22 protein-coding genes and 1 pseudogene are annotated in these 24,135 nt (G+C 71.1%); 8 read left to right on the top strand and 15 right to left on the bottom strand.

Annotated features, from left to right (window positions below):
* Positions 1-13 precede the first annotated feature (13 nt).
* The 10 genes from ACWEOE_RS38570 to ACWEOE_RS38525 all read right to left on the bottom strand — a co-directional run bounded on the left by ACWEOE_RS38570 (position 14) and on the right by ACWEOE_RS38525 (position 12,092).
* Complete coding sequence (locus ACWEOE_RS38570) at positions 14-739, bottom strand: (Fe-S)-binding protein (protein ID WP_452018179.1); 726 nt, start codon at positions 737-739, stop codon at positions 14-16.
* Positions 736-2,196: a rhamnulokinase gene (locus ACWEOE_RS38565; RefSeq protein WP_452018237.1), complete on the bottom strand. Its 1,461-nt coding sequence runs from the start codon at positions 2,194-2,196 to the stop codon at positions 736-738. The genes ACWEOE_RS38570 and ACWEOE_RS38565 overlap by 4 nt, the downstream gene beginning before the upstream one ends.
* A 14-nt stretch (positions 2,197-2,210) precedes the next feature.
* Positions 2,211-3,659, bottom strand: a complete 1,449-nt coding sequence (locus tag ACWEOE_RS38560; protein ID WP_452018177.1) for an arabinose isomerase — start codon at positions 3,657-3,659, stop codon at positions 2,211-2,213.
* An 11-nt stretch (positions 3,660-3,670) separates the two neighbouring features.
* Positions 3,671-5,701: a bifunctional aldolase/short-chain dehydrogenase gene (locus ACWEOE_RS38555; protein ID WP_452018175.1), complete on the bottom strand. Its 2,031-nt coding sequence runs from the start codon at positions 5,699-5,701 to the stop codon at positions 3,671-3,673.
* A 2-nt stretch (positions 5,702-5,703) separates the two neighbouring features.
* Complete coding sequence (rhaI, locus tag ACWEOE_RS38550) at positions 5,704-6,879, bottom strand: L-rhamnose isomerase (protein WP_452018173.1); 1,176 nt, start codon at positions 6,877-6,879, stop codon at positions 5,704-5,706.
* Between the two features lie 12 nt (positions 6,880-6,891).
* Positions 6,892-7,230 carry an L-rhamnose mutarotase gene (locus ACWEOE_RS38545; protein ID WP_452018171.1) on the bottom strand — a complete coding sequence of 113 codons (339 nt, stop codon included), beginning with the start codon at positions 7,228-7,230 and terminating at the stop codon, positions 6,892-6,894.
* A 66-nt stretch (positions 7,231-7,296) separates the two neighbouring features.
* Entirely contained in the window at positions 7,297-8,370 is a 1,074-nt protein-coding gene (gene rhaS, locus ACWEOE_RS38540; RefSeq protein ID WP_452018169.1) for a rhamnose ABC transporter substrate-binding protein, read from the bottom strand.
* An 18-nt stretch (positions 8,371-8,388) separates the two neighbouring features.
* Positions 8,389-9,450 carry an ABC transporter permease gene (locus ACWEOE_RS38535; protein WP_452018167.1) on the bottom strand — a complete coding sequence of 354 codons (1,062 nt, stop codon included), beginning with the start codon at positions 9,448-9,450 and terminating at the stop codon, positions 8,389-8,391.
* Complete coding sequence (locus tag ACWEOE_RS38530; RefSeq protein ID WP_452018165.1) at positions 9,443-10,483, bottom strand: ABC transporter permease; 1,041 nt, start codon at positions 10,481-10,483, stop codon at positions 9,443-9,445. Before ACWEOE_RS38530 ends, ACWEOE_RS38535 begins: the two co-directional genes overlap by 8 nt.
* Before the next feature lie 91 nt (positions 10,484-10,574).
* Positions 10,575-12,092 (bottom strand): sugar ABC transporter ATP-binding protein, encoded by a 1,518-nt coding sequence (locus ACWEOE_RS38525; RefSeq protein WP_452018163.1) that lies wholly within the window; start codon positions 12,090-12,092, stop codon positions 10,575-10,577.
* 287 nt (positions 12,093-12,379) lie between these two features.
* Between ACWEOE_RS38525 and ACWEOE_RS38520 the strand changes: the two genes are divergently transcribed.
* On the top strand, positions 12,380-13,381 hold the full coding sequence (locus tag ACWEOE_RS38520) for a LacI family DNA-binding transcriptional regulator (RefSeq protein WP_452018235.1): 1,002 nt from the start codon (positions 12,380-12,382) through the stop codon (positions 13,379-13,381).
* A 34-nt stretch (positions 13,382-13,415) separates the two neighbouring features.
* Here ACWEOE_RS38520 and ACWEOE_RS38515 read toward each other — a convergent pair whose 3' ends face one another.
* The gene (locus ACWEOE_RS38515; RefSeq protein ID WP_452018161.1) at positions 13,416-14,153 is read right to left on the bottom strand and encodes an SDR family NAD(P)-dependent oxidoreductase; all 738 of its coding nucleotides are present in this window, start codon (positions 14,151-14,153) and stop codon (positions 13,416-13,418) included.
* A 117-nt stretch (positions 14,154-14,270) separates the two neighbouring features.
* Here ACWEOE_RS38515 and ACWEOE_RS38510 point away from each other — a divergent pair, with 117 nt between their 5' ends.
* Entirely contained in the window at positions 14,271-14,501 is a 231-nt protein-coding gene (locus tag ACWEOE_RS38510) for a hypothetical protein (protein WP_452018159.1), read from the top strand.
* A 4-nt stretch (positions 14,502-14,505) separates the two neighbouring features.
* Positions 14,506-15,255 carry a substrate-binding periplasmic protein gene (locus ACWEOE_RS38505; protein ID WP_452018157.1) on the top strand — a complete coding sequence of 250 codons (750 nt, stop codon included), beginning with the start codon at positions 14,506-14,508 and terminating at the stop codon, positions 15,253-15,255.
* A 143-nt stretch (positions 15,256-15,398) separates the two neighbouring features.
* On the opposite strand, the gene nadE is transcribed toward ACWEOE_RS38505, so the two are convergent.
* The 3 genes from nadE to ACWEOE_RS38490 form a co-directional block, all read right to left on the bottom strand.
* On the bottom strand, positions 15,399-16,229 hold the full coding sequence (gene nadE / locus ACWEOE_RS38500; RefSeq protein WP_452018155.1) for an ammonia-dependent NAD(+) synthetase: 831 nt from the start codon (positions 16,227-16,229) through the stop codon (positions 15,399-15,401).
* Between the two features lie 63 nt (positions 16,230-16,292).
* The gene (locus ACWEOE_RS38495) at positions 16,293-17,477 is read right to left on the bottom strand and encodes an FAD-dependent monooxygenase (RefSeq protein ID WP_452018153.1); all 1,185 of its coding nucleotides are present in this window, start codon (positions 17,475-17,477) and stop codon (positions 16,293-16,295) included.
* A gap of 113 nt (positions 17,478-17,590) precedes the next feature.
* Positions 17,591-19,543: a potassium transporter Kup gene (locus ACWEOE_RS38490; RefSeq protein WP_452018151.1), complete on the bottom strand. Its 1,953-nt coding sequence runs from the start codon at positions 19,541-19,543 to the stop codon at positions 17,591-17,593.
* 352 nt (positions 19,544-19,895) lie between these two features.
* Between ACWEOE_RS38490 and ACWEOE_RS38485 the strand changes: the two genes are divergently transcribed.
* From ACWEOE_RS38485 to ACWEOE_RS38475, 3 genes are all read left to right on the top strand, one after another.
* Positions 19,896-20,729 carry a hypothetical protein gene (locus ACWEOE_RS38485; RefSeq protein ID WP_452018149.1) on the top strand — a complete coding sequence of 278 codons (834 nt, stop codon included), beginning with the start codon at positions 19,896-19,898 and terminating at the stop codon, positions 20,727-20,729.
* Positions 20,730-20,986: 257 nt separating this feature from the next.
* Complete coding sequence (locus ACWEOE_RS38480) at positions 20,987-21,187, top strand: hypothetical protein (RefSeq protein ID WP_452018147.1); 201 nt, start codon at positions 20,987-20,989, stop codon at positions 21,185-21,187.
* Positions 21,188-21,198: 11 nt separating this feature from the next.
* On the top strand, positions 21,199-22,071 hold the full coding sequence (locus ACWEOE_RS38475; RefSeq protein WP_452018145.1) for an LLM class F420-dependent oxidoreductase: 873 nt from the start codon (positions 21,199-21,201) through the stop codon (positions 22,069-22,071).
* Here ACWEOE_RS38475 and ACWEOE_RS38470 read toward each other — a convergent pair.
* Positions 22,055-22,507: a MarR family winged helix-turn-helix transcriptional regulator gene (locus ACWEOE_RS38470; RefSeq protein ID WP_452018143.1), complete on the bottom strand. Its 453-nt coding sequence runs from the start codon at positions 22,505-22,507 to the stop codon at positions 22,055-22,057. The genes ACWEOE_RS38475 and ACWEOE_RS38470 overlap by 17 nt on opposite strands.
* A 303-nt stretch (positions 22,508-22,810) precedes the next feature.
* Here ACWEOE_RS38470 and ACWEOE_RS38465 point away from each other — a divergent pair, with 303 nt between their 5' ends.
* Both ACWEOE_RS38465 and ACWEOE_RS38460 read left to right on the top strand, forming a co-directional pair.
* On the top strand, positions 22,811-24,085 hold the full coding sequence (locus ACWEOE_RS38465; protein WP_452018141.1) for a hypothetical protein: 1,275 nt from the start codon (positions 22,811-22,813) through the stop codon (positions 24,083-24,085).
* A pseudogene (locus ACWEOE_RS38460) lies at positions 24,040-24,135 on the top strand (S1 RNA-binding domain-containing protein); the annotation flags it as partial. The gene ACWEOE_RS38465 and the pseudogene ACWEOE_RS38460, both read left to right, overlap by 46 nt.

Below are 24,135 nucleotides of genomic sequence, written 5' to 3'. Positions count from 1 at the left end.
ACGAACGTGGCACTCACGCGTCCTCCTCGGTCGAGGCCAGTACGTCGGCCAGGTGCAGCACGCGGACGCCGGAGCGTTCGCGCGAGAGCAGGCCGCCGATGTGCAGCAGACAGGAATTGTCACCCGCGACCAGCACCTCCGCGCCCGTGTCGCGGACGTGGCGGGCCTTGTCCGCGCCCATCGCGGTGGACGTCTCGGCGTTCTTCACCGCGAACGTCCCGCCGAACCCGCAGCACTCCTCGGCGGCCGGCAGCTCCACCAGGTCGAGGCCGCGCACCGCACGCAGCAGCCGCAGCGGCTTGTCCCCGACACCGAGCATGCGCAGCGAATGGCACGTCGGGTGATACGTCACGCGGTGGGGAAAGTACGCGCCGACGTCGGTCACCCCGAGCACGTCGACCAGGAACTCACTCAGCTCCAGCACCTTCGGCCCGGCCTCGGCGAGCCGTGGCTCCCCCGCCCGGCGGGCGACCAGCGAGTGCTGGTGGCGCGCCGAACCCGCGCAGGAGCCCGACGGCGTGACGATGTAGTCGTACCCGGCGAACGCGTCGGCGAAGGCCCGCACCACGGGCACCGCCTCGTCCAGGTACCCGGTGTTGACCATCGGCTGCCCGCAACACGTCTGGGCCTCCGGGAAATCCGCGTCCACACCCAGGCGCCGCAGCAGCCGGAACACCGCCTTGCCGGTGTCGGGGAACATCGTGTCGTTGATGCACGTCACGAGCACGGCCACCTTCACGCCACCACTCCCGCCCCGCGCAGCCGCGCCTGCGCGCCGTCCCAGTCCCCGCCGCCGGGCTCGTACCGGCGCAGCGGCTGGGTTTCGGCCACGAGCCTACGCATGGCCGCGAGGTCCGGCAGGGCGGCGCCGTGGGCGCGCGCCTGCACGAGGACGTTGCCCAGCGCCGCGGCCTCCACCGGACCGGCCAGCACCGGCACGCCGCACGCGTCGGCGGTCAGCCGGCACAGCAGCTCGTTGCGCGCACCGCCACCCACGATGTGCACCACGTCGACCGGGCGGCCGGTGACCCGCGAGGCCTGGCGCACCGCCCGGCGGTACGCGAGCGCGAGACTGTCCACAATGCACCGCACGAGCTCACCTCGGCTTTCCGGCGGGCGCTGGCCCGTCGTGCGGCAGGCCGCCGCGATCCGCGCCGGCATGTCGCCGGGCGGCAGGAACTCGGGGGCGTCGAGGTCGACCACGGCCGCCAGCGCGGGCGCGGCGGCGGCCTCGGCGAGCACCGTGGCCAGGTCGACCGGCGAGCCGTGCGCAGCCCACGTGCGCAGGGTTTCGGTGAGCACCCACAGGCCCATCACGTTGCGCAGGAAGCGGATCTTGCCGTCGACGCCGGTCTCGTTCGTGAAGTTCGCCGCCAGCGCCGCGTCCCCGAGCTCCGGCTCGTCGAGTTCCAGCCCGACGAGCGACCAGGTGCCCGAGGAGACGTAGGCGAAGTTCGTCCCCGGCTCGGCCGGCACCGCCACCACGGCCGACGCCGTGTCGTGCGAACCCACGGCGACCACCGGCAGCTCGGGTGTCCCCAGCTCGGCCGCCAGTCCGGGCAACAGCGTCCCGATCTCCTCGCCCGAGTCGCGCAGCGGTGGCAGCAGCCGCGCCGGGATCCCGGCCCGCTCGGCGAGCCCGGCGGCCCAGGTTCGCGCGCGCACGTCGTAGAGCTGCGTGGTCGACGCGTTGGTGCGCTCGGCGCCGACGCCACCGGTGAGCCAGTAGCCGAGCAGGTCCGGGATCAGCAGCATCGTTTCGGCCGCCGCGAGCCGGTCTCCTTCCGCGGCCAGCTGGTAGAGCGTGTTGAACGGCAGCTCCTGCAACCCGGTCACGGCGAACAGCTCCCGTGCCGAAATCGCCTGGTGCACCCGCGCCGCGACACCGTCGGTGCGGGCGTCGCGGTAGTGCACCGGATTGCCGAGCAGCCGGCCCTCGGCGTCGAGCAGCCCGTAGTCGACGGCCCACGAGTCGATGCCGACGCCCACCACCTCACCGGCGTCGCCGAGCCCCGACAGCACCTCCCGGTACAGGCCGAGCACGTCCCAGTGCAGGGTCGAGCCACCGGTGGTCGCGACGCGGACACCGCCGTTGGGGAACCGCCGCACCTCCGCCAGCTCCAGCCGCCCGGGCCCGACGGTCCCGGCCATCACGCGTCCGCTGGTCGCGCCCAGGTCCACGGCGGCCAGGCGCATCACAGGAGCACCCATCAGCGCACCACGGTCAGCCCGAGCCCCAGCAGGTCCGCCACCGCCTCGAGCTCGGCGACGCGGTGGCCGGTCCCCAGCGCCCAATGGTGGTTCACTCCGGTGGCCGACCACTCGTCGGTCCACTCGCCGGGGTCGCGGCCGAAGTCGACCCGCGACGTCGTGTTCCCGATCCGCAGCAGCGGCCCGGGCACAACCTCGCCTTCCGAGGCGACCAGCACGAACGTGCCGTCGCGCTGCTGCCCGAGCCCGCACAGCGTGACCGGGCCGTGTCGCACGTCGAACTCCACCGACACTCCCCAGCCGCGTTTGCCGTGGTACACGCCCAGCCCGCGCAAGAGCGGTCTGCGTGCGCTGATCGCCAGGTGCGCCGGGCCGTCGTGGCCCATCTCCACCACGCCGTCGCGGAAGTTCAGCGCCTGCAGCTCGGTGAACGAGCCACCGGCGCCGAGGCGGTCCAGGAGCAGCATCGCCAGCGACGCGCGCAGCTCGTACTCGCCCACGGCGGGCACCCCGCGGGCGGTGAGCAGCGAGGCGCCGAGGATGAACCCGGCGCCCACCCGTTCGTGGGTCTCGCCGTCGAGGCCGCGGTGGTAGTACGCCAGGGAGTCGAGCCCGAAGTCGCCGACCAGCCGGTCCAGTGCCACGGAAACCCGGGCGCCCCAGGCGAAATCCTCCTCGACCACCGATTCGTCCACAGTGAACACTTCGCGCGCGAGCGCCATCCGCGCCGCCGTCTCGGCCTCGGTGACCTTCTCCACCCGCACGCGCAGGTCGTCGACCTCGAGGATCTCGACGTGCCCGCCGAGCTGGGCCGAGACCAGCGTCGGATCGGTGGACACGTCCATCATCCCCGGGTACAGGTGCCCGAGCAGGCCGTGGCGCCCGTGCCGGAACGCCGCGCGCACCCCGGCCGCCTTGATCCAGCGCGCGATCTTCACCCAGGCCCGCTCGTCCTCCAGGAACCCCGACACCGAGCGGAACTCGACACCGACGCGGCGGAACGCGTTGGCCATCTCCGGCAGCGGGCAGGCACCGCAGTAGGCCAGCCACGCGCCGGTGTCGAACGATTCGTGGTCCATCGCCTCGGTGGGCTGCAGGTTCAGCAGCAGCACCGGCGAACCCGACCGCTGCGCGATCGGCACCAGCATGCTGGAGGTGAGGTACGTCGTGAGGAACCCGATGATGAGGTCGCAGTCGGCCAGCCGCAGCTTCTCCGCGGCAGCCGCGCCTTCGGCCGCGTCGGAGATGAACCCGACGTCGACGACCTCGCACTCCAGTCCCGACAACCGCTCGGCGACCCGGCGGGCCGAGTCCCGCAGCTGCGGCAGCAGTCCGGGGAACTGCGGCCAGTACGCGCCGAGCCCGCCGGCGACGAGGCCGACGCGGGTGCGGCGCGGGGTGATGCGGTCCAGGCCCGGAGAGCCGGGCCGCGCGAGCGTGTCGGTCATGGAGTCCGTTCCTAACGCAGGAAGGCCGCGGCCACCCCGGCGTCGACCGGGATGTGCAGGCCGGTGGTGTGGGTCAGGTCGCCGGCGGTCAGCGCGAACACCGCGGCGGCGACGTGCGCGGGCAGGACCTCGCGCTTGAGGATCGTGCGCTGGGCGTAGAACTCGCCCAGCTTCTCCTCCGGCACTCCGTAGACCGCGGCGCGCTGCGCGCCCCAGCCGCCGGCGAAGATGCCGGAGCCGCGCACGACCCCGTCGGGGTTGATGCCGTTCACCCGGATACCGTGCTCACCCAGCTCGGCCGCGAGCAACCGGACCTGGTGGGCCTGGTCGGCTTTCGCCGCGCCGTAGGCGACGTTGTTGGGGCCGGCGAACACCGCGTTCTTCGACGAGATGTACACCACGTCCCCGCCGAGCCCCTGCGCGATCATCGCCTTCGCCGCCGCCTGCGAGACCAGGAACGAGCCCTTGGCCATCACGTCGTGCTGCAGGTCCCAGTCGCGTTCGGTGGTTTTCAGCAGCGGCTTCGAGATCGACAGGCCGGCGTTGTTCACCACCAGGTCGATCCCGCCGAACGCCAGCACCGTGGCATCGACCGCCGCCGCCACGCCCGCCGCGTCGGTCACGTCCGCGGCGACCGCGATGGCCTTGTCCGGGCCGCCGATGCCACTCGCGACTTCCTCGGCCGCCTCGGTGTTGAGATCGGCGATCGCCACACACGCGCCTTCCGCGGCGAGCCGCTCGGCGATCGCGCGGCCGATGCCCGAACCCGCGCCGGTGACCAGCGCGATCCGGCCGGCCAGGGGCTTGGGCTTGGGCATCCGCTTGAGCTTGGCCTCCTCCAGGGCCCAGTATTCGATGCGGAACTTCTCACTCTCCGCGATCGGCGCGTACGTCGACACGGCTTCGGCGCCGCGCATCACGTTGATCGCGTTGACGTAGAACTCCCCCGCCACCCGCGCGGTCTGCTTGTCCTTGCCGAAGGAGAACATGCCGACACCCGGCACGAGCACGATCGCCGGGTCGGCGCCGCGCATCGCCGGCGAGTCCGGCGTGGCGTAGCGCTCGTAGTAGGCCCGGTAGGACTCGCGGTACTCGGCGTGCAGTTCCTTCAGCCGGGCGATCACGTCCTCCAGCGGCGCGGTCGCGGGCAGGTCCACCACCAGCGGACGCACCTTCGTGCGCAGGAAGTGGTCCGGGCACGACGTGCCCAGCGCGGCCAGCGGCGCGAGCTTCTCCCGCGCCAGGAACTCCAGCACCACCTCGGAGTCGGTGAAGTGCCCGACGTGGCGCTGGTCCGTGGACACGAGCCCACGGACCAGCGGCGCCAGCGCCGCGGCCCGTGCGCGGCGCTCATCCTCCGGCAACCCCTCGAAACCGGGGACGACACTGCCGAACGGTTCGGCTTTCCCGCGTTCGGCCAGGAACTTCTCCGCGGTGCGGATGATCTCCAGCGAGTTCCGCTGACACTCCTCGGACGTGGCGCCCCACGCGGTGATCCCGTGTCCACCCAGGATCACGCCGATCGCCTGCGGGTTGGCCGCCTTCACGGCCGCGATGTCCAGGCCCAGCTGGAACCCCGGCCGCCGCCAGTCCACCCACGCCACACGATCGCCGAAACACCCCTTCGTCAGCGCCGCGCCGTCGGCCGCGGTCGCCAGCGCGATCCCGGAGTCCGGGTGCAGGTGGTCGACGTGCGCCGCCTCCACCAGCCCGTGCATCGCCGTGTCGATCGACGGCGCCGCCCCGCCCCGCCCGTGCAGGCAGTAGTCGAACGCGGCCACCATCTCGTCCTCGCGCTCGACGCCCGGGTAGACGTCCACGAGCGCGCGCAGCCGGTCCAGGCGCAGCACGGCCAGCCCGGCCTCGGTCAGTGTGCCCAGATCACCGCCGGAACCCTTGACCCACAACAGGTCCACCGGCTGGGCCGTGACCGGATCGGTCACTGAACCCTTCGCGGAGGTGTTGCCGCCGGCGTAGTTCGTGTTCCGCGGATCGGCGCCCAGCGCGTTGCTGCGGGCGATGAGCTCCTCCGGCACGGTCATGCTCATGCTCCCCATCCGGCCGGCTGGCCGTCGGCTCGTTCGGCGATGATCTTTTCCTGGTACCCGCTGCGGTGGTAGGCGGCGACCGGGTCGGGGTCGAGCCCCGCCTCCTCGCGCAGCTCGGCCAGCAGCGGCCGCACGTCGGTGTTGTAGGCGTCCATCAGCGCGGCGTTGGCGCCGAGCACATCACCCGACTGCTGGGCCGAACGCAGAGCGGAGCGGTCCACCAGCAGGGCCTTCGCCGTGGCTTCCTGCACGTTCATCACCGAGCGGATGATCGCGGGGATCTTGGCCTCGATGTTGTGGCACTGGTCCAGCATGAAGTTGATGCCGTAGGACGGGTCCAGCGCGTCGGCGCGCACGATCTCGCTCATGATCCGGAACAGCTGGAACGGGTCCGCCGCACCGGCCATCAGGTCGTCGTCGGCGTAGAAGCGCGAGTTGAAGTCGAACGCGCCGAGCTTGCCCGCCCGCAGCAGGAACGCCACGATGAACTCGATGTTCGTGCCCGGCGCGTGGTGGCCGGTGTCGATGCACACCGTCGCCTTCTCACCCAGCTCGATGCAGTGCGCGTACGAGGTGCCCCAGTCCGGCACATCGGTGGCGTAGAACGCCGGCTCGAAGAACTTGTACTCCAGCAGCATCCGCTGGTTCTCACCGAGCCGGTCATACGCCTCGCGCAGCGCGGCGGCCAGGCGGTCCTGGCGGTCGCGCAGGTCGTCCTGACCCGGGTAGTTGAGGCCGTCGGAGAACCACAGCTTCAGATCACGCGAACCCGTGGCGTCCATGATGGAGATCGCCTCGAGCAGGTGATCCGTCGCCTTGCGCCGGATCCCCGCGTCGGGGTTCGTGACCGAGCCGAGCTTGTAGTCCTCGTCCTGGAACACGTTGGTGTTGATCGCGCCGATCTCCACACCGAGGTCCTCGGCGTAGGCGCGCAGCGCGGCGAAGTCGTCGACCCGGTCCCACGGGATGTGCAGCGCCACACTCGGCGCCACACCGGTGAACCGGTGCACGGTGGCCGCGTCGGCGATCTTCTCCTCGGCGGTGCGCGGCACCCCCGGCTGCGGGAAGACCTTGAACCGGGTACCGGAGTTGGCGAACGCCCACGAAGGGGTCTCGATCCGCTGCGCCCGCAGAGCGGATTTCACAGCTGCCACGTCGGGCAAGTCGATCACGTCTTTTCCTTCTCACGCGCTCGCGCGCTCGTCGTCCAGATGGAAAACCTCGGTGAGCAGCGCGAACCCCTCGTCGGGCCCGCGGCCGTCGAGACCGGTGAAGAACTGCGCCATCTCGGCCTGCCACCGGGCGTTCACCTCGGTCTCGGCCATCGCGGCCTGCGCCGCGGCGAGGTCGTCGGCCTCGACGTAACCGATCAGCAGCCCGTCGTCACGCAGGAAGAGCGAGTAGTTGCGCCAGCCGGTCTCGCGCAGGGCCGCCTGCATCTCCGGCCACACGGCGCGGTGGCGTTCGGCGTACTCGGCCCGGCGTTCCGGCCGGACCTGCAGGCAGAAGCAGTATCGCGCCACGATCTCCGTCCTCAGTGGACTCTTCGCCGGAGCCGGCCGGGCCACGCGGGCCCGGCCGGCGCCTGCTCAGAAGTTGAACTTGTCGATGTTGTCGGCGTTGAACACCGTCGGCGGGCCGAGCACGATCTCGCCGTCGGCACCGATCGTGTACTCACCGAGCTTGCCGGCCTTGAACTTCTGGCCCTGCGCACCGGTGATCTGGCCCGAGCTCAGCGCCACACCCGCGTAGGCGGCGAGGTAGCCGATGTCGGCCGGGTTCCACAGCGCGAACTCCTTGACCGTGCCGTCCTTCACGAACGCGCGCATCTGATTCGGCGTGCCGAGCCCGGTGATCGCGACCTTGCCCTTGTAGCTCGACGAGCTGACGTAGCGGGCCGCGGCCGCGATGCCGACGGTGGTCGGCGACACGATCACCTTGAGGTTCGGGAACGACTGCAGCAGACCCTGGGCCTCCTGGAACGACTTCTGGTCGTCGTCGTTGCCGTAGGCGACCTTGTCCAGCTTCAGCTTCGCGTATTCAGGCTTGGCCAGTTCTTTCTTCATCACGTCGATCCACGCGTTCTGGTTCGTCGCGTTCGGCGTCGCCGACAGGATCGCGATCTCGCCTTCACCACCGGCCAGCTCTCCTGCCATCTTCGCCAGCTGCTCGCCGATGCCCTGGGTGGTGGCCTGGTTGATGAACACGTCGCGGCAGCTCTTCGCCGCGTCGGAGTCGAACGCCACGACCTTGATGCCGGCGCCGCGGGCCTGGTTCAGCGACGGACAGACCGCGTTCGGGTCGTTCGCGGCGATCCCGATCACGTCCTGCTGCTGCTGGATCAGCGTGTTGATGTAGCTGACCTGTGAAGACGCGCTGGCGTCGTTCGGCCCGACCAGTTTGTACTCACCCTTGAGCTCGTCCAGCGCCGCCTTGCCACCACCGACCTCGATGTCGCTGTAGGGGTTGTTCAGCTGCTTGGGCAGGAACGCCATCTTCACGCCCTGCTTGCTCGCCGCGTTCGGGTCCGCGGACGCGGTGGACGCGGCGGGACCGGAGCCCGTGCTGTCGTTCTTCGTGGTGCCTCCACAGGCGGTGAGGCTCAGGACCAGGCCTGCCGCACTCACCACCGACACGACGCCGGTCAGGATTCGTCGGGACATCTTCGTCACCTTTCTGGGTTACTGCTCGGCGCCGGCGAGAGCTCCGGCTTTCGGGGACGGGGATCGCCGCCTGCGCCGCTGCAGCGCGGCGCGGGAGGAGGAGAGGATGTTGGGCAGCAGCACGGAGATGATCAGCAGCACGCCGGTCACGATGTTGAGTGCCTCGTTGGACACGTCCTGCAGCCGCAACGCGTTCTGCAGCACCGAAAGCAGCACCACACCGCCGAGCACGCCCGGCAGCGTGCCCTTGCCGCCGAAGATCGAGACGCCGCCGAGCAGCACGGCCGCCACCACGGCGAGCTCGAGACCGAAGCCGTTGTCGGCGCGGGCGCTGGAGTAGCGCAGCGTCCACAGCACCCCGGCGAGACCGGCGACGGCGCCGCTCACGACGTAGAGCCAGAACTTCGTTCGCCCGGTGCGGATGCCGGCGAACCGGGCGGCGGTGTCGCTGGCCCCGGCCGCGAACACACCGCGCCCGATCGGGGTCGCGTGCAGCACCACGCCGAACACGACGGCCAGCACGATGAGCGGGATGAGCACGTTGGGGATCGAGCTGCCGCCGAGCGTCCCGGTCACCCACGACGTGTAGGACTGCGGGAAGTCGGCCACCGCGCTGTCGCCCAGCACCACGAACGCGAGCCCGCGGTAGAGCGCCATCGTGCCGATCGTGACCGCCAGCGACGGCAGCTTCAGCACCGTGACGAAAAAGCCGTTCACCGCCCCGAGCACCGCGCCGAGCACGATGCAGAGCGGGATGATCGACTCGATCGTCAGCCCGGAGTCCCACAGCGAGCCCATCACCGCGGACGTGAGCCCGAGTGTGCTCGCCACCGACAGGTCGATCTCGCCGGTCACGATGATGAACGTCATCGGCAGCGCCATCAGCGCGATCGGCAGCAGGTCCAGCAACAGGAAGGTGTAGTTGCGGCCCGTGCCGAAGCTGTCGATCGTGCCCGACGCGACGAGCAGCACCACGACCGTGATGGCGATGACGGCGACGTCCCAGCTCGCGAGGCGGGCCAGCCACGCGGGCCGGCGGTGCGCGGTACCCGGTTCGGGCACCGTCGTGGGATCAGACATGGGAGTCCCTCTTCTTCAGTGCCTTGGCCACGCGCACCGCCACGAGCCGGTCGGCGCCGATGGCCAGCAGGATCAGGGCGCCGACGATGGCCTGCTGCCAGAACTGGTTGATGTCCAGCACCGCCAGCGCGCTGCCGATCACCGTGAGCAGCAGGGCGCCGAGGCTCGCGCCCCACACCGAACCGCTGCCGCCGAACACCGCGACCCCGCCCACCACGGCCGCGGCCACCACGTTCAGCTCGTACCCGGTGCCGGCCGCGGCGTCGACCGTGCCGAACCGCGCGGCGAACAGCACACCCGCGAGACCGGCCAGCGCGCCGCTGACGAGGAACGCGACCGTCGTGTTGCGCCCCACCTTGATGCCGGCCAGCTGCGCGGCCTGCGGGCTCGACCCCATCGCGTACAGCTCGCGGCCGCCGCGGTAGTTGCGCAGCACCACGCCCGCGATCACCATCACCAGCACCGCGATCAGCACCAGCCACGGCACGCCGAGCACCGAGGCGTCGCCGAAGTCGAGGAACGACCGCGGGAGCTTGTCCGCGTTGATCTGCTGACCGCCGGCCCAGAAGTACACGGCGCCGCGGAAGGCGTAGAGCGTGCCGAGCGTGACGACCAGCGCCGGGACCCGGCCGAACCGCACCACCGCGCCGTTCATCAGCCCACACGCCGCGCCGACGACCAGCCCCGCGAGCAGCGCCACGATCACCGGCAGCCCCGGGTTGTCGCGCAGCATCGTGCCGACGGCGAACGCCGACAGCCCGAGCACCGAGCCCACCGACAGGTCGATGTTGCGGGTGATCATCACGACCGCCTGGCCCACGGCCAGCACCGCCAGGATCGCCGTGCCGAGCAGGATGTCGCGGATGCTCTGCCCTGACAGGAATCGCGAGTTCTGCGTCGCGGTGAACACCACGAGCACCACCAGCGCGAGCACGATCCCCGACTCGCGCGCCTTGAACACGGTCCCGAACACCGAACGCCGCTCCCCCGCACTCACCCGCGGCGGCGGTGCGGCCACCTTGGTCGCGTTCACGCCGCCTCCTGCAATGTCGACGCGCTACCGCGCGACAGCACCATCACGTCGGCGAGCGTGGCGCTCGATGATTCGGACCTGCAAGCAGTCCTCATGCCGCGGCTCCTTGTCCCATGGCCGCGAACATCACCGAGTTCTCGTCGGCCTCGGTCCGCGGGATCTCCGCCACGATCCGGCCCTCGCGCATCACCAGCACGCGGTCGGCCATGCCCAGCACCTCGGGCAGCTCAGAGGACACCATCACCACCGCGACCCCCTCGGCCGCGAGCGCCGACATGAGCCGGTGCACCTCGGCCTTCGTGCCGACGTCGATGCCGCGCGTCGGCTCGTCCACGATCAACACCCGCGGCGCCATCGAAAGCCACTTGGCCAGCACCACCTTCTGCTGGTTGCCACCGGACAACGTGCCCACCGCGTCGCAGAGCCGGCCGTACTTCGTGCGCAGCCGCTCGGTCCAGCGCAGCGCCTCGCGGCGCTCACCAGGCCCCAACAGCAGGCCGAGCTTCGACAACGCCCGCGCCCGCGGCAGCGTCACATTGCGTTCGATCGACAGGTCCATCACCAGTCCCTGCTGGCGGCGGTCCTCCGGCACCAGCGCCATGCCCGCCGCCATCGCCGCGCGCGGCGAGTGGGCCTTGAGCTTCTTCCCGTTGAGCCGCACCACTCCGGCATCGCGTTCGTCCACACCGAACACCGCCTGCACCACTTCGGACCGACCGGCGCCCACGAGCCCGGCGAACGCCACGATCTCGCCCGCGCGCACGGAGAACGACACATCGCGGAACACGCCCTCGCGCGTCAGCCCCTCGACTTCGAGCACCACGGCGCCGGGTTCCACGTCCTGCTTGGGAAAAAGCGCGTCGAGGTCGCGCCCGACCATGCGCCGCACCATCTCGTCGACCGTGACGTCCTCCCTCGCATCGGTGGACACGTGCTTCCCGTCGCGCATGATCGTCACGCGCTGGCACAGATCGGTGATCTCCTCGAACCGGTGCGAGATGAACATGATCGCCGCGCCCTCGTCACGCAGCGCTCGCGCCACGGAGAACAGCCGCTCCACCTCCACCAGGCTCAGCGCCGCGGTCGGCTCGTCCATCACCAGCACCCGCGCGTCGGCGCTCAATGCCTTGGCGATCTCCACGATCTGCTGGTCGGCGATCGACAGCCCGCGCGCCGGACGGCTCGGGTCGATGCGCACGCCGAGGCGGGCGAAGAGCCGTTCGGCCTCCTCGCGGATCGCCGCGCGGTCGATCATCCCCAGCCGGCCGCGCGGGTGGCGGCCCATCACGATGTTCTCGGCCACCGTGAGGTCGGGGAACAACGTCGGTTCCTGGTAGATCACCGCGATCCCCGCGGCTTTCGCGTCGGCGGGCGAGGAGAACGCAACCTCCTCGCCGTCCAGGAGCAGCGTCCCGGTGTCGGGCCGGTGCACCCCGGCCAGCATCTTCACGATCGTCGACTTGCCCGCGCCGTTCTCGCCGACCAGCGCGTGGGCTTCGCCGGCGTAGAGGGGGAACGAAACGCCCGCGACCGCCGCGACCGCGCCGAACGACTTCGTGACCCCGCGAACCTCGAGCAGTGGCACTCGGTCGCGCTCCTGCCGCGTCATCGCGACCTCCGGGATTGAAAGGTTTCACAAACCTGGCGCGGTGACGCTACTATGCGTTCGAACGGGAAGTCAACGGAAAAGGTGTTGCAGCGACATCTCGACGTGGTCGCGGTTTTTCAAGCGGCGATACGCGATTGTCACGTTTCAACACGTGAGGTCAACAGATTCGGTCGACAGCGCCGGTCACCAGAGCCGGTCACCACAGCCGGTCGACACGGCAGTCAAAGCAGGGAGCGGCAGTGGAAGACTCGCACGAGGTCGCGCCCCCCACACCCCGCGCGGCCGGGATCAAGGATGTGGCCGCCGCGGCGGGCGTCTCGCTGGGCACGGTGTCCAATGTGCTCAACCGGCCCGAGCGCGTGAGCCCGAAGACCCGGGCCAGGGTGGAGGCAGCGATGACAGCGCTGGGATTCGTGCGCAACGAGTCCGCGCGCCAGCTGCGGGCCGGGCACAGCCGCGTGCTCGCCTACGTGATGCTCGACGGGCGCAACCCGTTCTTCACCGACGTCGCCGCGGGCATGGAGGACGCGGCGGCCGAGGACGACCTGTCGCTGTTCGTGTGCAACAGCGCGAACCTCGCCGAACGCGAAGCCGCCTACCTCAGCCGGCTCGAACAGCAGCGCGTGCAGGGTGTGCTCATCACGCCGGTCGACCCCGACTCCCCCGCGCTGGCCGAGCTCGTCCGGCGCGGCACCCCGGTGGTCGTGGTCGACCGCACCCGCCCCGGCGCCGACCACTGCTCCGTGGCCGTCGACGACGTGCGCGGCGGCGAGATCGCGGTGCGCCACCTGCTCGACCAGGGCCATGACCGCATCGCCTTCGTCGGCGGACCGCACACCCTTGGTCAGGTCCGCGATCGCCGCGAGGGCGCGCTGCGGGCCCTGGCCGAGGCCGGCCTCGGCCCCGAGCACCTCGTCGACCTCACCACGCCCCAGCTCACCGTGGAGGACGGCAGCAACGCGGGCCAGCGCCTCGCCGGCCTGCCCGCGGCGACCCGCCCGACGGCCGCGTTCTGCGCCAACGACCTGCTGGCGCTGGGCCTCCTGCGCAGCTGCGCCGCGCTGCGCATCGCCGTGCCCGACGACCTCGCCATCGTGGGTTACGACGACATCGATTTCGCGGCGGCCGCGACCGTGCCGCTCACGTCGGTGCGCCAGCCCCGCCACCGCCTCGGGCGGACGGCGGCGGAGCTGCTGATCCAGGAGACGGCGGATCCCGGGCACGTGCACCAGCAGGTGACCTACCTGCCGGAGCTGGTGGTGCGGGCCTCGACCCTGCGCGCGAAGTGATCCGCTGTGGACGGCTCTGGCCACAGTGGACCGATCACACCGGCACGCGGGCCAGCTCCGGTTGCTCGGCACCGTGTGGGATGTCGAACGACTCCTCACCCGTGCGCAGCAGGCGCAGGATCACACCGGCCACGTAGTCCGGGCTCTGCACGACCATGCCCGGAATGGGTGACTCGCCGAGCACGAACCGGCCGTCGGCGAACTCCGTCGCGGTGATCGAGGGCAGCAGCAGCGACACGGCGATGCCGTCGGCCGCGAGTTCACGGGTGAGCACGGAGCTGAGCATGTTGACGGCGGCCTTGCTCGCCGCGTAGGCGCCGACGCCGACCGCGGCCCGCCGGGTGGTGCCCGAGCTGACGTTGACGATGCGGCCGAACCCCTGGCCGCGCATGGCCGGCAACACGGCCTGCGTCACGGCGAGCAGGCTCACCACGTTGAGCCGCAACGTCTCGCCGAACTCACCGGCGTCCACCGCGTCAAGCGGGCCGTGCAGGCTCGCGCCGGCGTTGTTGACCAAGCCGTCGACCCGGCCGTGGCGATCGAGGGTCGCGGCGACGAGTTCGGCCACCTGACCGGGGTCGGTCACGTCGGTGGGCACAGCGAGGGCGCCGCCGAGCTCGTCAGCGAGCGCGGCCAGGCGATCGGCACGGCGCGCCGCGAGCACGGGGTGGGCGCCGGCGGCGTGCAGCCGCCGGGCCGTCGAAGCGCCGATCCCGGAGGACGCGCCGGTGACGATGACCGCTCTGCCGGCCAGGTCGATGAGGTCTGCCATGCCTCGACGTCTACCAGACGCGACCGCACACCCGGCAGTTGACATGCTGGTCTTATGAGCATAAGAAATACCAACCACCGAGTCCGCCCCCCGCGGGCCGGTGCCCTGGAGGGAGCTATGGCAGCTCTGCGGATGCACCGGGTCCCGGCCGCGACCCGTCGCGCCCGGCGGTCTCGCCGGCAGGCGCGTCGGTGCGGGGCTGAGGCCTACGGCGACCAGCTCGCGACCACGATGACCGACGGCACTTTCCTGCGCCGGCACGACGAGTACTTCCCGGGCGAGCCGCACCCGGACCAGATGTTCACCTCCTGGCCCCAGCTGAGAGACCAGATCCGGAAAGGCAGTTGAGAAGATGCGTTCGAGACTCAGCACCGCGTTCGCCGTGTTCGCGGCCGGCGGGCTGCTGGCCCTGTCCGCCTGCGGCGGTGGGGACCCGGCGGCCAACGACCCCTACGGCCTCGCGGTCCCCGGCACCATCACGGCGGGTGTGCCGCAGGGTGACGCGCCGTTCGTCTCCCCCGACGCGACCGGCAAACCGGCCGGCATGCTCATCGACCTCAACGACCTGATCGCGAAGCGCATGGGCCTCAAGATCACCTACAAGCTCTCCACCGTCGGCGCCGGACTGCCCCTGGTCACCGCCGGGCAGTACGACATGATGATCGCCGACCTCACGATGTCCGAGGAACGCAAGCGCAACGTCGCCTTCACCACGCCGTTCTACGTGGACGCCAACGACGTGCTGGTGCGCGCCGACTCACCGGTGAAGACCGTCGCCGACCTCGACGGCAAACGGGTGGGCGTGGGCATCGGCAGCGCGCAGGCCGATTTCGCCGCGAAGACCTTGCCCAAGGCGACCATCGTGAGCGTGCAGACCAACGCCACCGGCATCGATCAGCTGCTGGGCGGCAACGTCGACGGCTTCATCGTGAGCTCCGTGCAGGCCATCACCGTCTTCGCCCAGCACCCGGGAAAGCTCAAGACCGGCGTCTCGGTGCAGAACCCGCTGCGCGAGGCCATGGCCGTCCGAAAGGACTCGACCGGTTCCTCGCCGACTACGACAAGCAGCTCGCGGCCGCGGTCGACGACGGTACCTTCCTGAAGCTCTACCACCAGTACTTCCCGGGACAGGACTACCCGAGCTCGCTGCTGCGGTACTGGCCTTCGCTGCAGGCTCAGATCCAGAAGGAACCCGCGGCCAAGTGAGGGGTGGCGGGCGGCTGCGGGCCGCCCGTCACCCGCGGGTCAGGCGCGCCACCAGTCCTCGAGCGGGCTGACCGGCACGGTCCGCTTGTGCCGCGTCGCGAGGAAGACCGACTCCACGCGCCGCGCGACCTCAGGGGTGACGTCGAGACCTTCGAGGTAGTCGTCTATCTCGCTGTACTTGAGGCCCAGGGCGACCTCGTCGGGCAGCGCCGGGCGGTCGTCCTCGAGGTCGGCGGTCGGCACCTTCTCCCACACGCTCGGCGGCGCGCCCAGCTCCTGCAGCAGCGCGGCGCCCTGGCGCTTGGACAGCCCGGTCAGCGGCACGATGTCGACGCCACCGTCGCCGTACTTGGTGAAGAAGCCGGTGACGGCCTCGGCCGCGTGGTCGGTGCCCACCACCAGCAGGTTGAGCTGCCCGGCGATCGAGTACTGGATCACCATGCGCTCGCGGGCCTTGATGTTGCCGCGCACGAAGTCACGCAGACCGGACGCTTCGCCCATCCCGGCCGCGGCCTCGGCGGCCACGGCGTCGGCGCCGGGCTTCACGTTGACCGTGATCGACCGGTCGGGCTTGATGAACTCCAGGGCCACCTGCGCGTCGGCCTCGTCGGCCTGCACGCCGTAGGGCAGCCGCACCGCCACGAACGTGGCCTCGTGCCCCTCCTCGCGCAGCTCCTCGGCGGCGAGCTGGCACAGCCGGCCGGCGAGCGAGCTGTCCTGACCGCCGCTGATGCCGAGCACGAAGCCCTTGGCCGGGGTCGCGCGCAGGTAGTCCTTGAGGAACTCGACCCGCTCCCGGATCTCGGCTTTCGGCGTGATGACCGGTTTCACGCCGAGCTCGGCGAGAATCTGCTGCCGTAGGTTCTCCATTCGCGTACTGTACTGGCGGCCCCGGCCCACAACGAGTTCCGGGCCCGGCGACCGGCCGTCCACTCAGGACGCGAGCACGACGTCGGCATCGTAGGAGTAGATCCACGCATTCCGGGCCAACGGGTCGTCAGCCGCGAACGCGGCGTCGCGAGCCCGCTGGTCGGGGCCGTCGGGCAGGTGGTTGGTGTGGGCGCGGTCGCGGCTGAGCTCCTGCAGCTTCGTGGCGCGCGGGCGGCGCAGCGCTTCGTAGCGCAGCAGTGCGGCCGGCGGGTCGGCGAGATCCGCGGCGAGGCAGCCGGCCAGCACCGCGGCGTCTTCGAGGGCCTGGGCCGCGCCCTGGCCGAAGAACGGGAACATCGGGTGCGCGGCGTCGCCGAGCAGGGTGATCGGGCCGCGGCTCCAGCTCTCGCGCGGATCGCGGTCGAGCAGCGCCCACCGACCGGTCGAGTCCGCCGCGGCCAGCAGGTCGGTCAGCGGCGGTGCCCAGCCCGCGAACTCGGCCCGCAGGTCGTCGACGTCGCCTTCGGCCGTCCACGACTCGACCTGCCAGTCGTGCGCCGGGCCGAAGGCCACGATGTTGACCAGGCGCCCGCCCGAGATCGGGTAGTGCACCAGGTGGTGGTCGGGTCCGAGCCACAACGTGTGCGCCGGGCGCAAGGCGAACTCCGGAGCTCGGTCGGCGGGCACCAGGCACCGGTAGGCGCAGACGCCGGAGAACCGCGGCCGGGCCGGGGCACCGAAGGCCCGCGCCACGGTGGAGTGCAGCCCGTCGGCGCCGATCACGACGTCGGCCGTGGTCACGGTGCCGTCGGCGAACACCAGCTCGGCCTCGGTCTCCCCCGCCCGCACCTCGACGCACTTCGAGCCCAGCCGCACGGCCGACTCCGGCACGGCGCGGCGCACCACGTCGAGCAGGTCCGCACGGTGCGCCACGTAGGAGGCTTCCCCGAACCGCTCCTCGACGCCGGCGCCGAGCGGCTGCGCCGAGAGGACCCGTCCGTCGCTCCAGCGCCGGAACTCCCAGCCCACCTCCATCCGCACGGCGCGCTCGCGGAACACGTCGAACTGCCCGAGCGCCCGCACGAGCCGTGCCGCGTTCGGCGAGACCACGAGCCCCGCGCCGACCTCCGTCAGCGCCCGCGCCTGCTCGTGCACCACCACGTCCAGCCCGGCCCGGTGCAGGAACGCCGCGGCCCCCAGACCGCCGATCCCGCCTCCGACCACGACCACCCTCGGCCGACCGCTCACGAGTGACCCCTTCCGCGCCGCCGGCTTCAGGTTGTACCCGAGACCGGGCCCGCAAGGGAATCCGCACCACGAAACCGATTGTGGGGCAAGGACTCTTCCACCCGGTGGAAGCCCTACACGTCGATGTGGGACCCCATGATCACCGTCCGCTCGCGGGGCAGCGCGAAGTACTCCGCCGCGTCCGCGGTGATGTAGGACGTGGCGATGAACAGGCGCTTGCGCCACGCCGCCATGGTGGGCTCGTCGCCACGGCGGAGCTCGATCTTGGACAGGAAGTACGAGGCGTCGTCGATCTGCAGGCGGCCCTCGGTGTCGGCCGGGTCGACGAGCGCCAGCGTCCGCCGCACGTCGGGGGTTTCCATGTAGCCGAAGCGCGCCGTGACGTGGGTGATGCCGTCGTCGGCGTAGCCGAGGGCGTCGACGGAGATGCGTTCGGCGTCCGGGATCCGCGGCTGCGGCTCGGTTTCCAGGGAGAGGATCACGACGTGCTCGTGGCACACGTGGTTGTGCTCCACGTTGGCGCGCAGGGCCAGCGGCGCGCTGTCGGCACCGCGGTTGAGGAACACCGCCGTGCCGGGCACGCGCCGGACCGGCGACTGGCCGCTGCCGAGCTCGGCGACGAACTCGCGCAGCGAGCCTTCCCGCCGGTTGCGCTCCGCGGTGACGATCTGCCGGCCGCGCTGCCACGTGCTCATGACCGTGAACGCGGTGAGGCCGATGAGCAGCGGCAGCCACGCCCCGTGCACGAGCTTGGTGAGGTTGGCCGCGACGAACAGCAGGTCGACCAGCAGCAGCACGCCACCGCCGCCCCAGATCAGCCACGCCGGGGTGCGCCACTTCGAGCGGGCGATGTACAAGAACAGCAGCGTGGTGATGGTGATCGTCGCGGTCACCGCCATGCCGAACGCGTAGGCCAGCGCCGCCGAGCTGCGGAAGGCGAACACCAGCGTGAGCACCGAGATCATCAGGACCCAGTTGATCCACGGCACGTAGATCTGGCCACGCTCGGTCTCCGACGTGTGCGCGATCCGCAGCCGCGGCAGGTACCCGAGCTGCGCGGCCTGCGAAGCGACCGAGTACGCGCCGGTGATCACCGCCTGCGACGCGATCACCGTCGCCGCGGTGGCCAGCACCACCAGCGGCAGCCGGGCCCAGCCGGGCACGAGCAGGAAGAACGGACTGCTGAGGTTCGCCGGGTTCTCCAGGATCAGCGCACCCTGCCCGAAGTAGTTGAGCACCAGCGCGGGGAACACGAGGAAGAGCCAGCCGCGCGTGATGGCGCGGCGGCCGAAGTGACCCATGTCCGCGTACAGCGCTTCGGCGCCGGTGACCGACAGCACGACCGCGGCCAGCGCGAAGAACGCGATGTCGAAGTGGCCGACCATGAAGCCCAGCGCGTACGTGGGCGAGAGCGCTTCGAGGATCGACGGGTGCTTGAGGATCCCGGTCACGCCGCACACGCCGATCACGGTGAACCACGTGATCATCACCGGCCCGAACACCCGCCCGACCGCGGCGGTGCCCCGGCGTTGCACCAGGAATAGCACCACGATGATCACCGCGGTGATCGGCACGACCCAGTCCGCGAACCCGGCGTCGACGACCTTGAGCCCTTCCACCGCCGAGAGCACCGAGATCGCCGGGGTGATCATGCTGTCGCCGAAGAACAGCGACGCGCCGAAGATGCCGAGCCCCGCCAGCACCACGGCCACCCGTCGCCGGCTCTGCCCGCCGCGGCGGCGCAGGAGCGTGATGAGAGCCATGATGCCACCCTCACCGTCGTTGTCCGCGCGCATGGCGAGCAGCACGTAGGTGACGGTGACGATGATCATCACCGACCAGAAGATGAGCGACACGACCCCGTACACGTTCTGCGCGCTCACCGGCACCGGGTGCGGGTCGCTGGGGCTGAACACCGTCTGCAACGTGTAGATCGGGCTGGTCCCGATGTCCCCGAAGACCACACCCAGCGCCCCGACCACCACCGCCGGCTTCACGGAGTCCCGCGCGAGCCGCGCCCGGCCCGCCGGCCCCTCCGTCGTGGTCGTGCTGCCGCCCTCGGTCACGGTCTCTCCTCCTCGGCGCGAGCCCGCGCGGCCCGGCGTCGGGCGAACCCTACCGGCCCACGGAGAACGGCACCGCAAGATCGGCCGCCGTGTCCCCCGCCGTCCGCCTTCCCGGACGGCGGGGCGCCAGGCCCTCAGCCCTGCGGTGGCTCCGCGGGCAGCCAGGCGTAGCCCTCGCCGTCGCGGCGCAGGCGCCCGAGCCCGGGGAACGGGAAGTGGTAGGCGAACACGGCGTGCCGCTCGCGGTCCACGAGGTCGTAGATCCGCCGTCGCTGCGATCCAGCTGCCGACGCTCGGTCCGGACGCCGACTTCTACCGCCTGTTCGCCGACTCCGACCAGATCGCGCAGACGGTGTCGAACGGCAGCATCCCGTTCTCCATCGGCTACGACGAGTTCGGCTACGCCAAGAAGTACAACGCGCCCACCGCGTGGGTGGAGAACCAGGCGGGCAAGTACACGCTGCCGTTCGCGGCCAACATCGCGGCCGCGCTCACGAAGGCGAACCTGCGGCCGGACCTGAGCCAGGAACTGTCCGGGGTGTACACCAACCCCGACCCGCTGACGTACCCGCTCTCGGCGTACTCGTACCTCATGACACCCTGTGCTTCGGGCCGCTCGACGTGCAAGGGCGGGTACCCGGACCAGTCCAAGACGGACACGATGGCCGCGTTCATCGACCACATCGCGTGCGACGGCCAGATCAACATGGCCCGCGTCGGGTACTCGCCGCTGCCGCCGAACCTGTCGCAGGAGATGATGAACGCCAACGCCCGCCTCACGGGCAAGCCGGCCAAGCAGCTCAACGCCGGCAACTGCGACAACCCGACGTTCAAGGGCAGCCTCGGGTCCGGATCCACGGCACCGAAGGACCCGTTCGTGGACCTCGGCGGCGTCGACGCGCTCACCCACGGCGGGTCGGGTGGCGGTCCGAACGACAACCACACGGGCGGCGCCTCGAACGCGCCGACCACCACGAGCTCGTCGGCCGCGGGCGGCAGCCCGTCGTCGGAATCCCCCGACGCGACCGAGGCCAACGGCGGCTCCGGCGACTGGCGCAACGCCGAGCCCACGTCGTACCAGGGCAGCGGCTTCGGCGGGTTCGGCGCGTGGGCGGCGCTGGTGCTGTTCGCGGCGATCTGCCTGCCGCTGCTGATCCGCGGAGTGGTCCGGCGGCGCCGGCCCTAGCTCCACTGTGGATGGTCGGACGCAGCCGGCTCTTGTGGTCCGACCCATCGACGCCGGCACGCTCGCCCGGCTGTGGGCCTGCCGAGACGTCCGGACCCGGATGTTTCACCGGAAGCCGCGGTGCAGTCGGTGGTAGGCAGGCGATTCGGTGCACCGGGCCTTGCCGGCGGGGAGGACTTTTTGCGTCGCTGTTGACACTCCGCGCCGCAGCGCCGCACACTCGGCCCCTCAGCCGCCGAGGCACACCGGAGCCCGCGATGACCGTTCACCACCTGAACCCCGAGACCACCCCGGCCGACCTCGTGGTGTACACGAGCCGCGTCGTCGACTCGTCGCCTGGCCTCATCGAGCCGATCTTCGCGCGGCGCGTGTTCGGCGCCGAGTACCCGAAGGTGGCCGGCACGTGGGTCGGCGTGTCGTCGCTCGGGCTGCCGGCCGTCGCGCCGGCGCCGCGCTGAGCGGGTGCACTGTGGCCGGTCCGATGCGCTTCGGTCTGCACGCACTGGGCATCGGCTCGGGCGCCCGCCGGGCCGTGATCGACGCGGTCGCCGTGACGGCGCAGGCGTGCGGGTTCACGACGCTGTGGTCCGGCGAGCACGTGGTGATGGTCGACCGCACGACCTCGCGCTACCCGTACTCGGCCGACGGCCGCATCGCCGTGCCCACGGCCGCCGACTGGCTCGACCCGCTGATCGGCCTGAGCTTCGCCGCGGCGGCCACGTCGACCATCCGCGTCGCCACCGGGATCCTGCTGCTGCCCGAACACAACCCGATCGTCGTCGCCAAGCAGGCCGCCACCCTCGACGCCCTCTCCGGCGGCCGGCTCACGCTCGGCGTGGGCATCGGCTGGTCCCGCGAGGAGTTCGACGCTCTCGGGGTGCCGTTCGCCCGGCGGGCAGCGCGGACCGAGGAGTACGTGGCCGCGATGCGCACGCTGTGGCGCGACGAGGTCGCGTCCTACTCGGGCGAGTTCGTGCGCTTCGACTCCGTGCGCGTGAACCCCCGCCCGACCCACCCCGTCCCGATCCTGCTGGGCGGCAACAGCGACCCGGCGCTGCGCCGCGCCGCCGCCGTGGGCGACGGCTGGTACGGCTTCAACCTCGCCGACGTCCGCGAGGTCGCCGAGCGCCTGGCCTTCCTCGGAGCGCAGGGCCGTGATCTCTCGGAGCTGCACATTGCCGTCGCCCTGCGGGACCCCGCTCCCTCGGACGTCCCGGCGCTCGCCGCACTGGGTGTCGACGAGCTCGTGATCGTCGCCGCTGCACCCGAGGACCCGGCGCTCGCCGCGGGGTGGGTGAAGGACCTCGCGGCCCGGTGGCTGCCGGCTACTCCGGGTACGTGAAGCGCGTCAGCAGATCCATCAGCTTGGCCGGCTCCCCCGGCCGCAGGTGCGCCACCAGCTCCCGCGCCGGCGCGACCGCGTCGTCGTGCGCCGCGTCGAACGCCCGCAGCCCCGCCTCGGTGATCTCGACCTCCCGCACCCGCCGGTCCCCGGGGACCGCGTTGCGCACGGCGAACCCCTTCTCCTCCAGATCATCGACGACGCGCATGATCCCGGCCTTGTCCTGCCCGGTCGCCTCCACCAGATCCCGCTGCGCCGTCGGCCCCCGATCCACCAGCACGATCAGCACGGCGAAATGCCGCAGGTCCAGCCCGTGCGGTCGCATCGCCGCCGTCATCGTCGCCGCCACCCGCGCGTGCGCCCGCCGCAACAACAACCCCAGCGCGAACGGCGAGCCGTCCCCGGGCCGATCGGTCGCCCGCGACTTCCCAGTCATGGCCGCAGAGTACCGGAGTCGACCTCGGTCGATACGGTTTCAGCCGAAACGGTCGCCTCACAGCCGGGCGACGTCCGGCACCCGCTCCCCCAGGTCCGCCACGGTGCCGAGCGCGATCAGCGCGGTTTCGCCGGGCATCCGCCCATCCAATCCCCTCGGCGTGCCCCCGGGACACGGCCAGGCGCCAGGTCGACCCGAAAGCACCGAGGAAGAGCCCAATGTATTTCTACCGAGGAATTGTACAAGAATCGTACAAACTCGTTCGGACCAGCAATTTGACACGTTCTCGAAAATCGTGCGGAAATGGCCGGCATGCGAATTTTCCGAGTACTCCTGCTCGTCCTCGCCGTGGCCGCCGGCGCGCTGGCGATCCCGGCCACCGCGGGCGCCGCCTACAGCGACCCGCTCACGGCCACGACCAAGCAGAACCTCGTCTGGCACGCCACCCCGACGGCCGCGCTCACCGCGCTCGACAACGCGCTGCCCAACGTCAGCCTCAACACCGTCGTCAACGACCCCAGCTACCCGACCACCGGCTGCACCAGCGCCGAGAAAGCGGCGCTGCCGAAGACACCGGCCGCTACCACGGCGTTCTGCTGGGACACCGATCGAGCGAACAGCGCCACGTGGGTCCCGCAGGGCATCACGACCTCCGGCGACGCCGACGACGACGGCCTGTGGGGCGCCGACAAGATCATCCTCTCCGGCTGGCACAGCACCGACGCCCTCGGCCGCTACGACGACGCCCGCATCATGGCCGTCAACTACGACAAGCCGGCGGCCCCGACCACCCGCATGGTCTACCTCGCCGTGCCCACCAGCACCGGCTCGAGCTTCACCGCCGCGAAGGCGCACTTGGGCGGCATGGCGTGGTACGGCGACAAGATCTACGTCACCGCGGTCGGCAACACGTCCACGGCCATCCGGGTCTTCAGCACGAAGCACATCCTGCAGATGACCGACACCACCTCGAACGCGATCGGCAAGACCTCGGGCGGGTACGCCGCCTACACGTACAAGTACGCGATGATGCAGATCGGCTACTACACTTACGCCGGGGGCACGTGCAGCATGTCCTCGGACGCGGGCGTGCCGTGCTTCTCCTCGATGTCACTGGATCGCACCACCTCGCCTGCCACGGTCGTCACCACGGAGTACTTTGCCGACCAGTCGCTGCACGGGCGCCTTTACCGCTACGCCACCGGCACGGACTACCTCCTCGCCACCACCTCGGGCACCGCGCTCGCGACCGAGGCGCTGCGCAGCTCCGTCGGCAACATGCAGGGCGTGCTCTCCCACGGCGGCAAGTGGTACGTGGCCCACAGCTCCGCCACGCTCAACGGCCAGCTCTGGACCCAGACGACCACCCACAGCGCGTCGGCCTCGTGCGGCTCCCCCGCGACCGCGGCCTGCTGGGCCGTGCACCCGGAAGCTCTGACCTACGACTGGTCCACCGGCCTGGTGTGGTCGCAGTCGGAATGGTCCACATCGGACTGTGCCGCCCAGGGGCAGACCTGCGGTCGCGCGGTGTTAAGGACGGCCTCGCCCACGTGTCGGCGCTGTCGAAGACTTTCGTGAAGGACCCGCGCGACGTCGTGAAACCCGGCGACATCGTGAAGGTGAAGGTG

It is taken from the genome of Amycolatopsis sp. NPDC004368, from assembly GCF_053602515.1.
The sequence above is the reverse complement of the archived record's forward strand: the minus strand, read 5'-3'. Positions and strand labels throughout refer to the sequence as shown.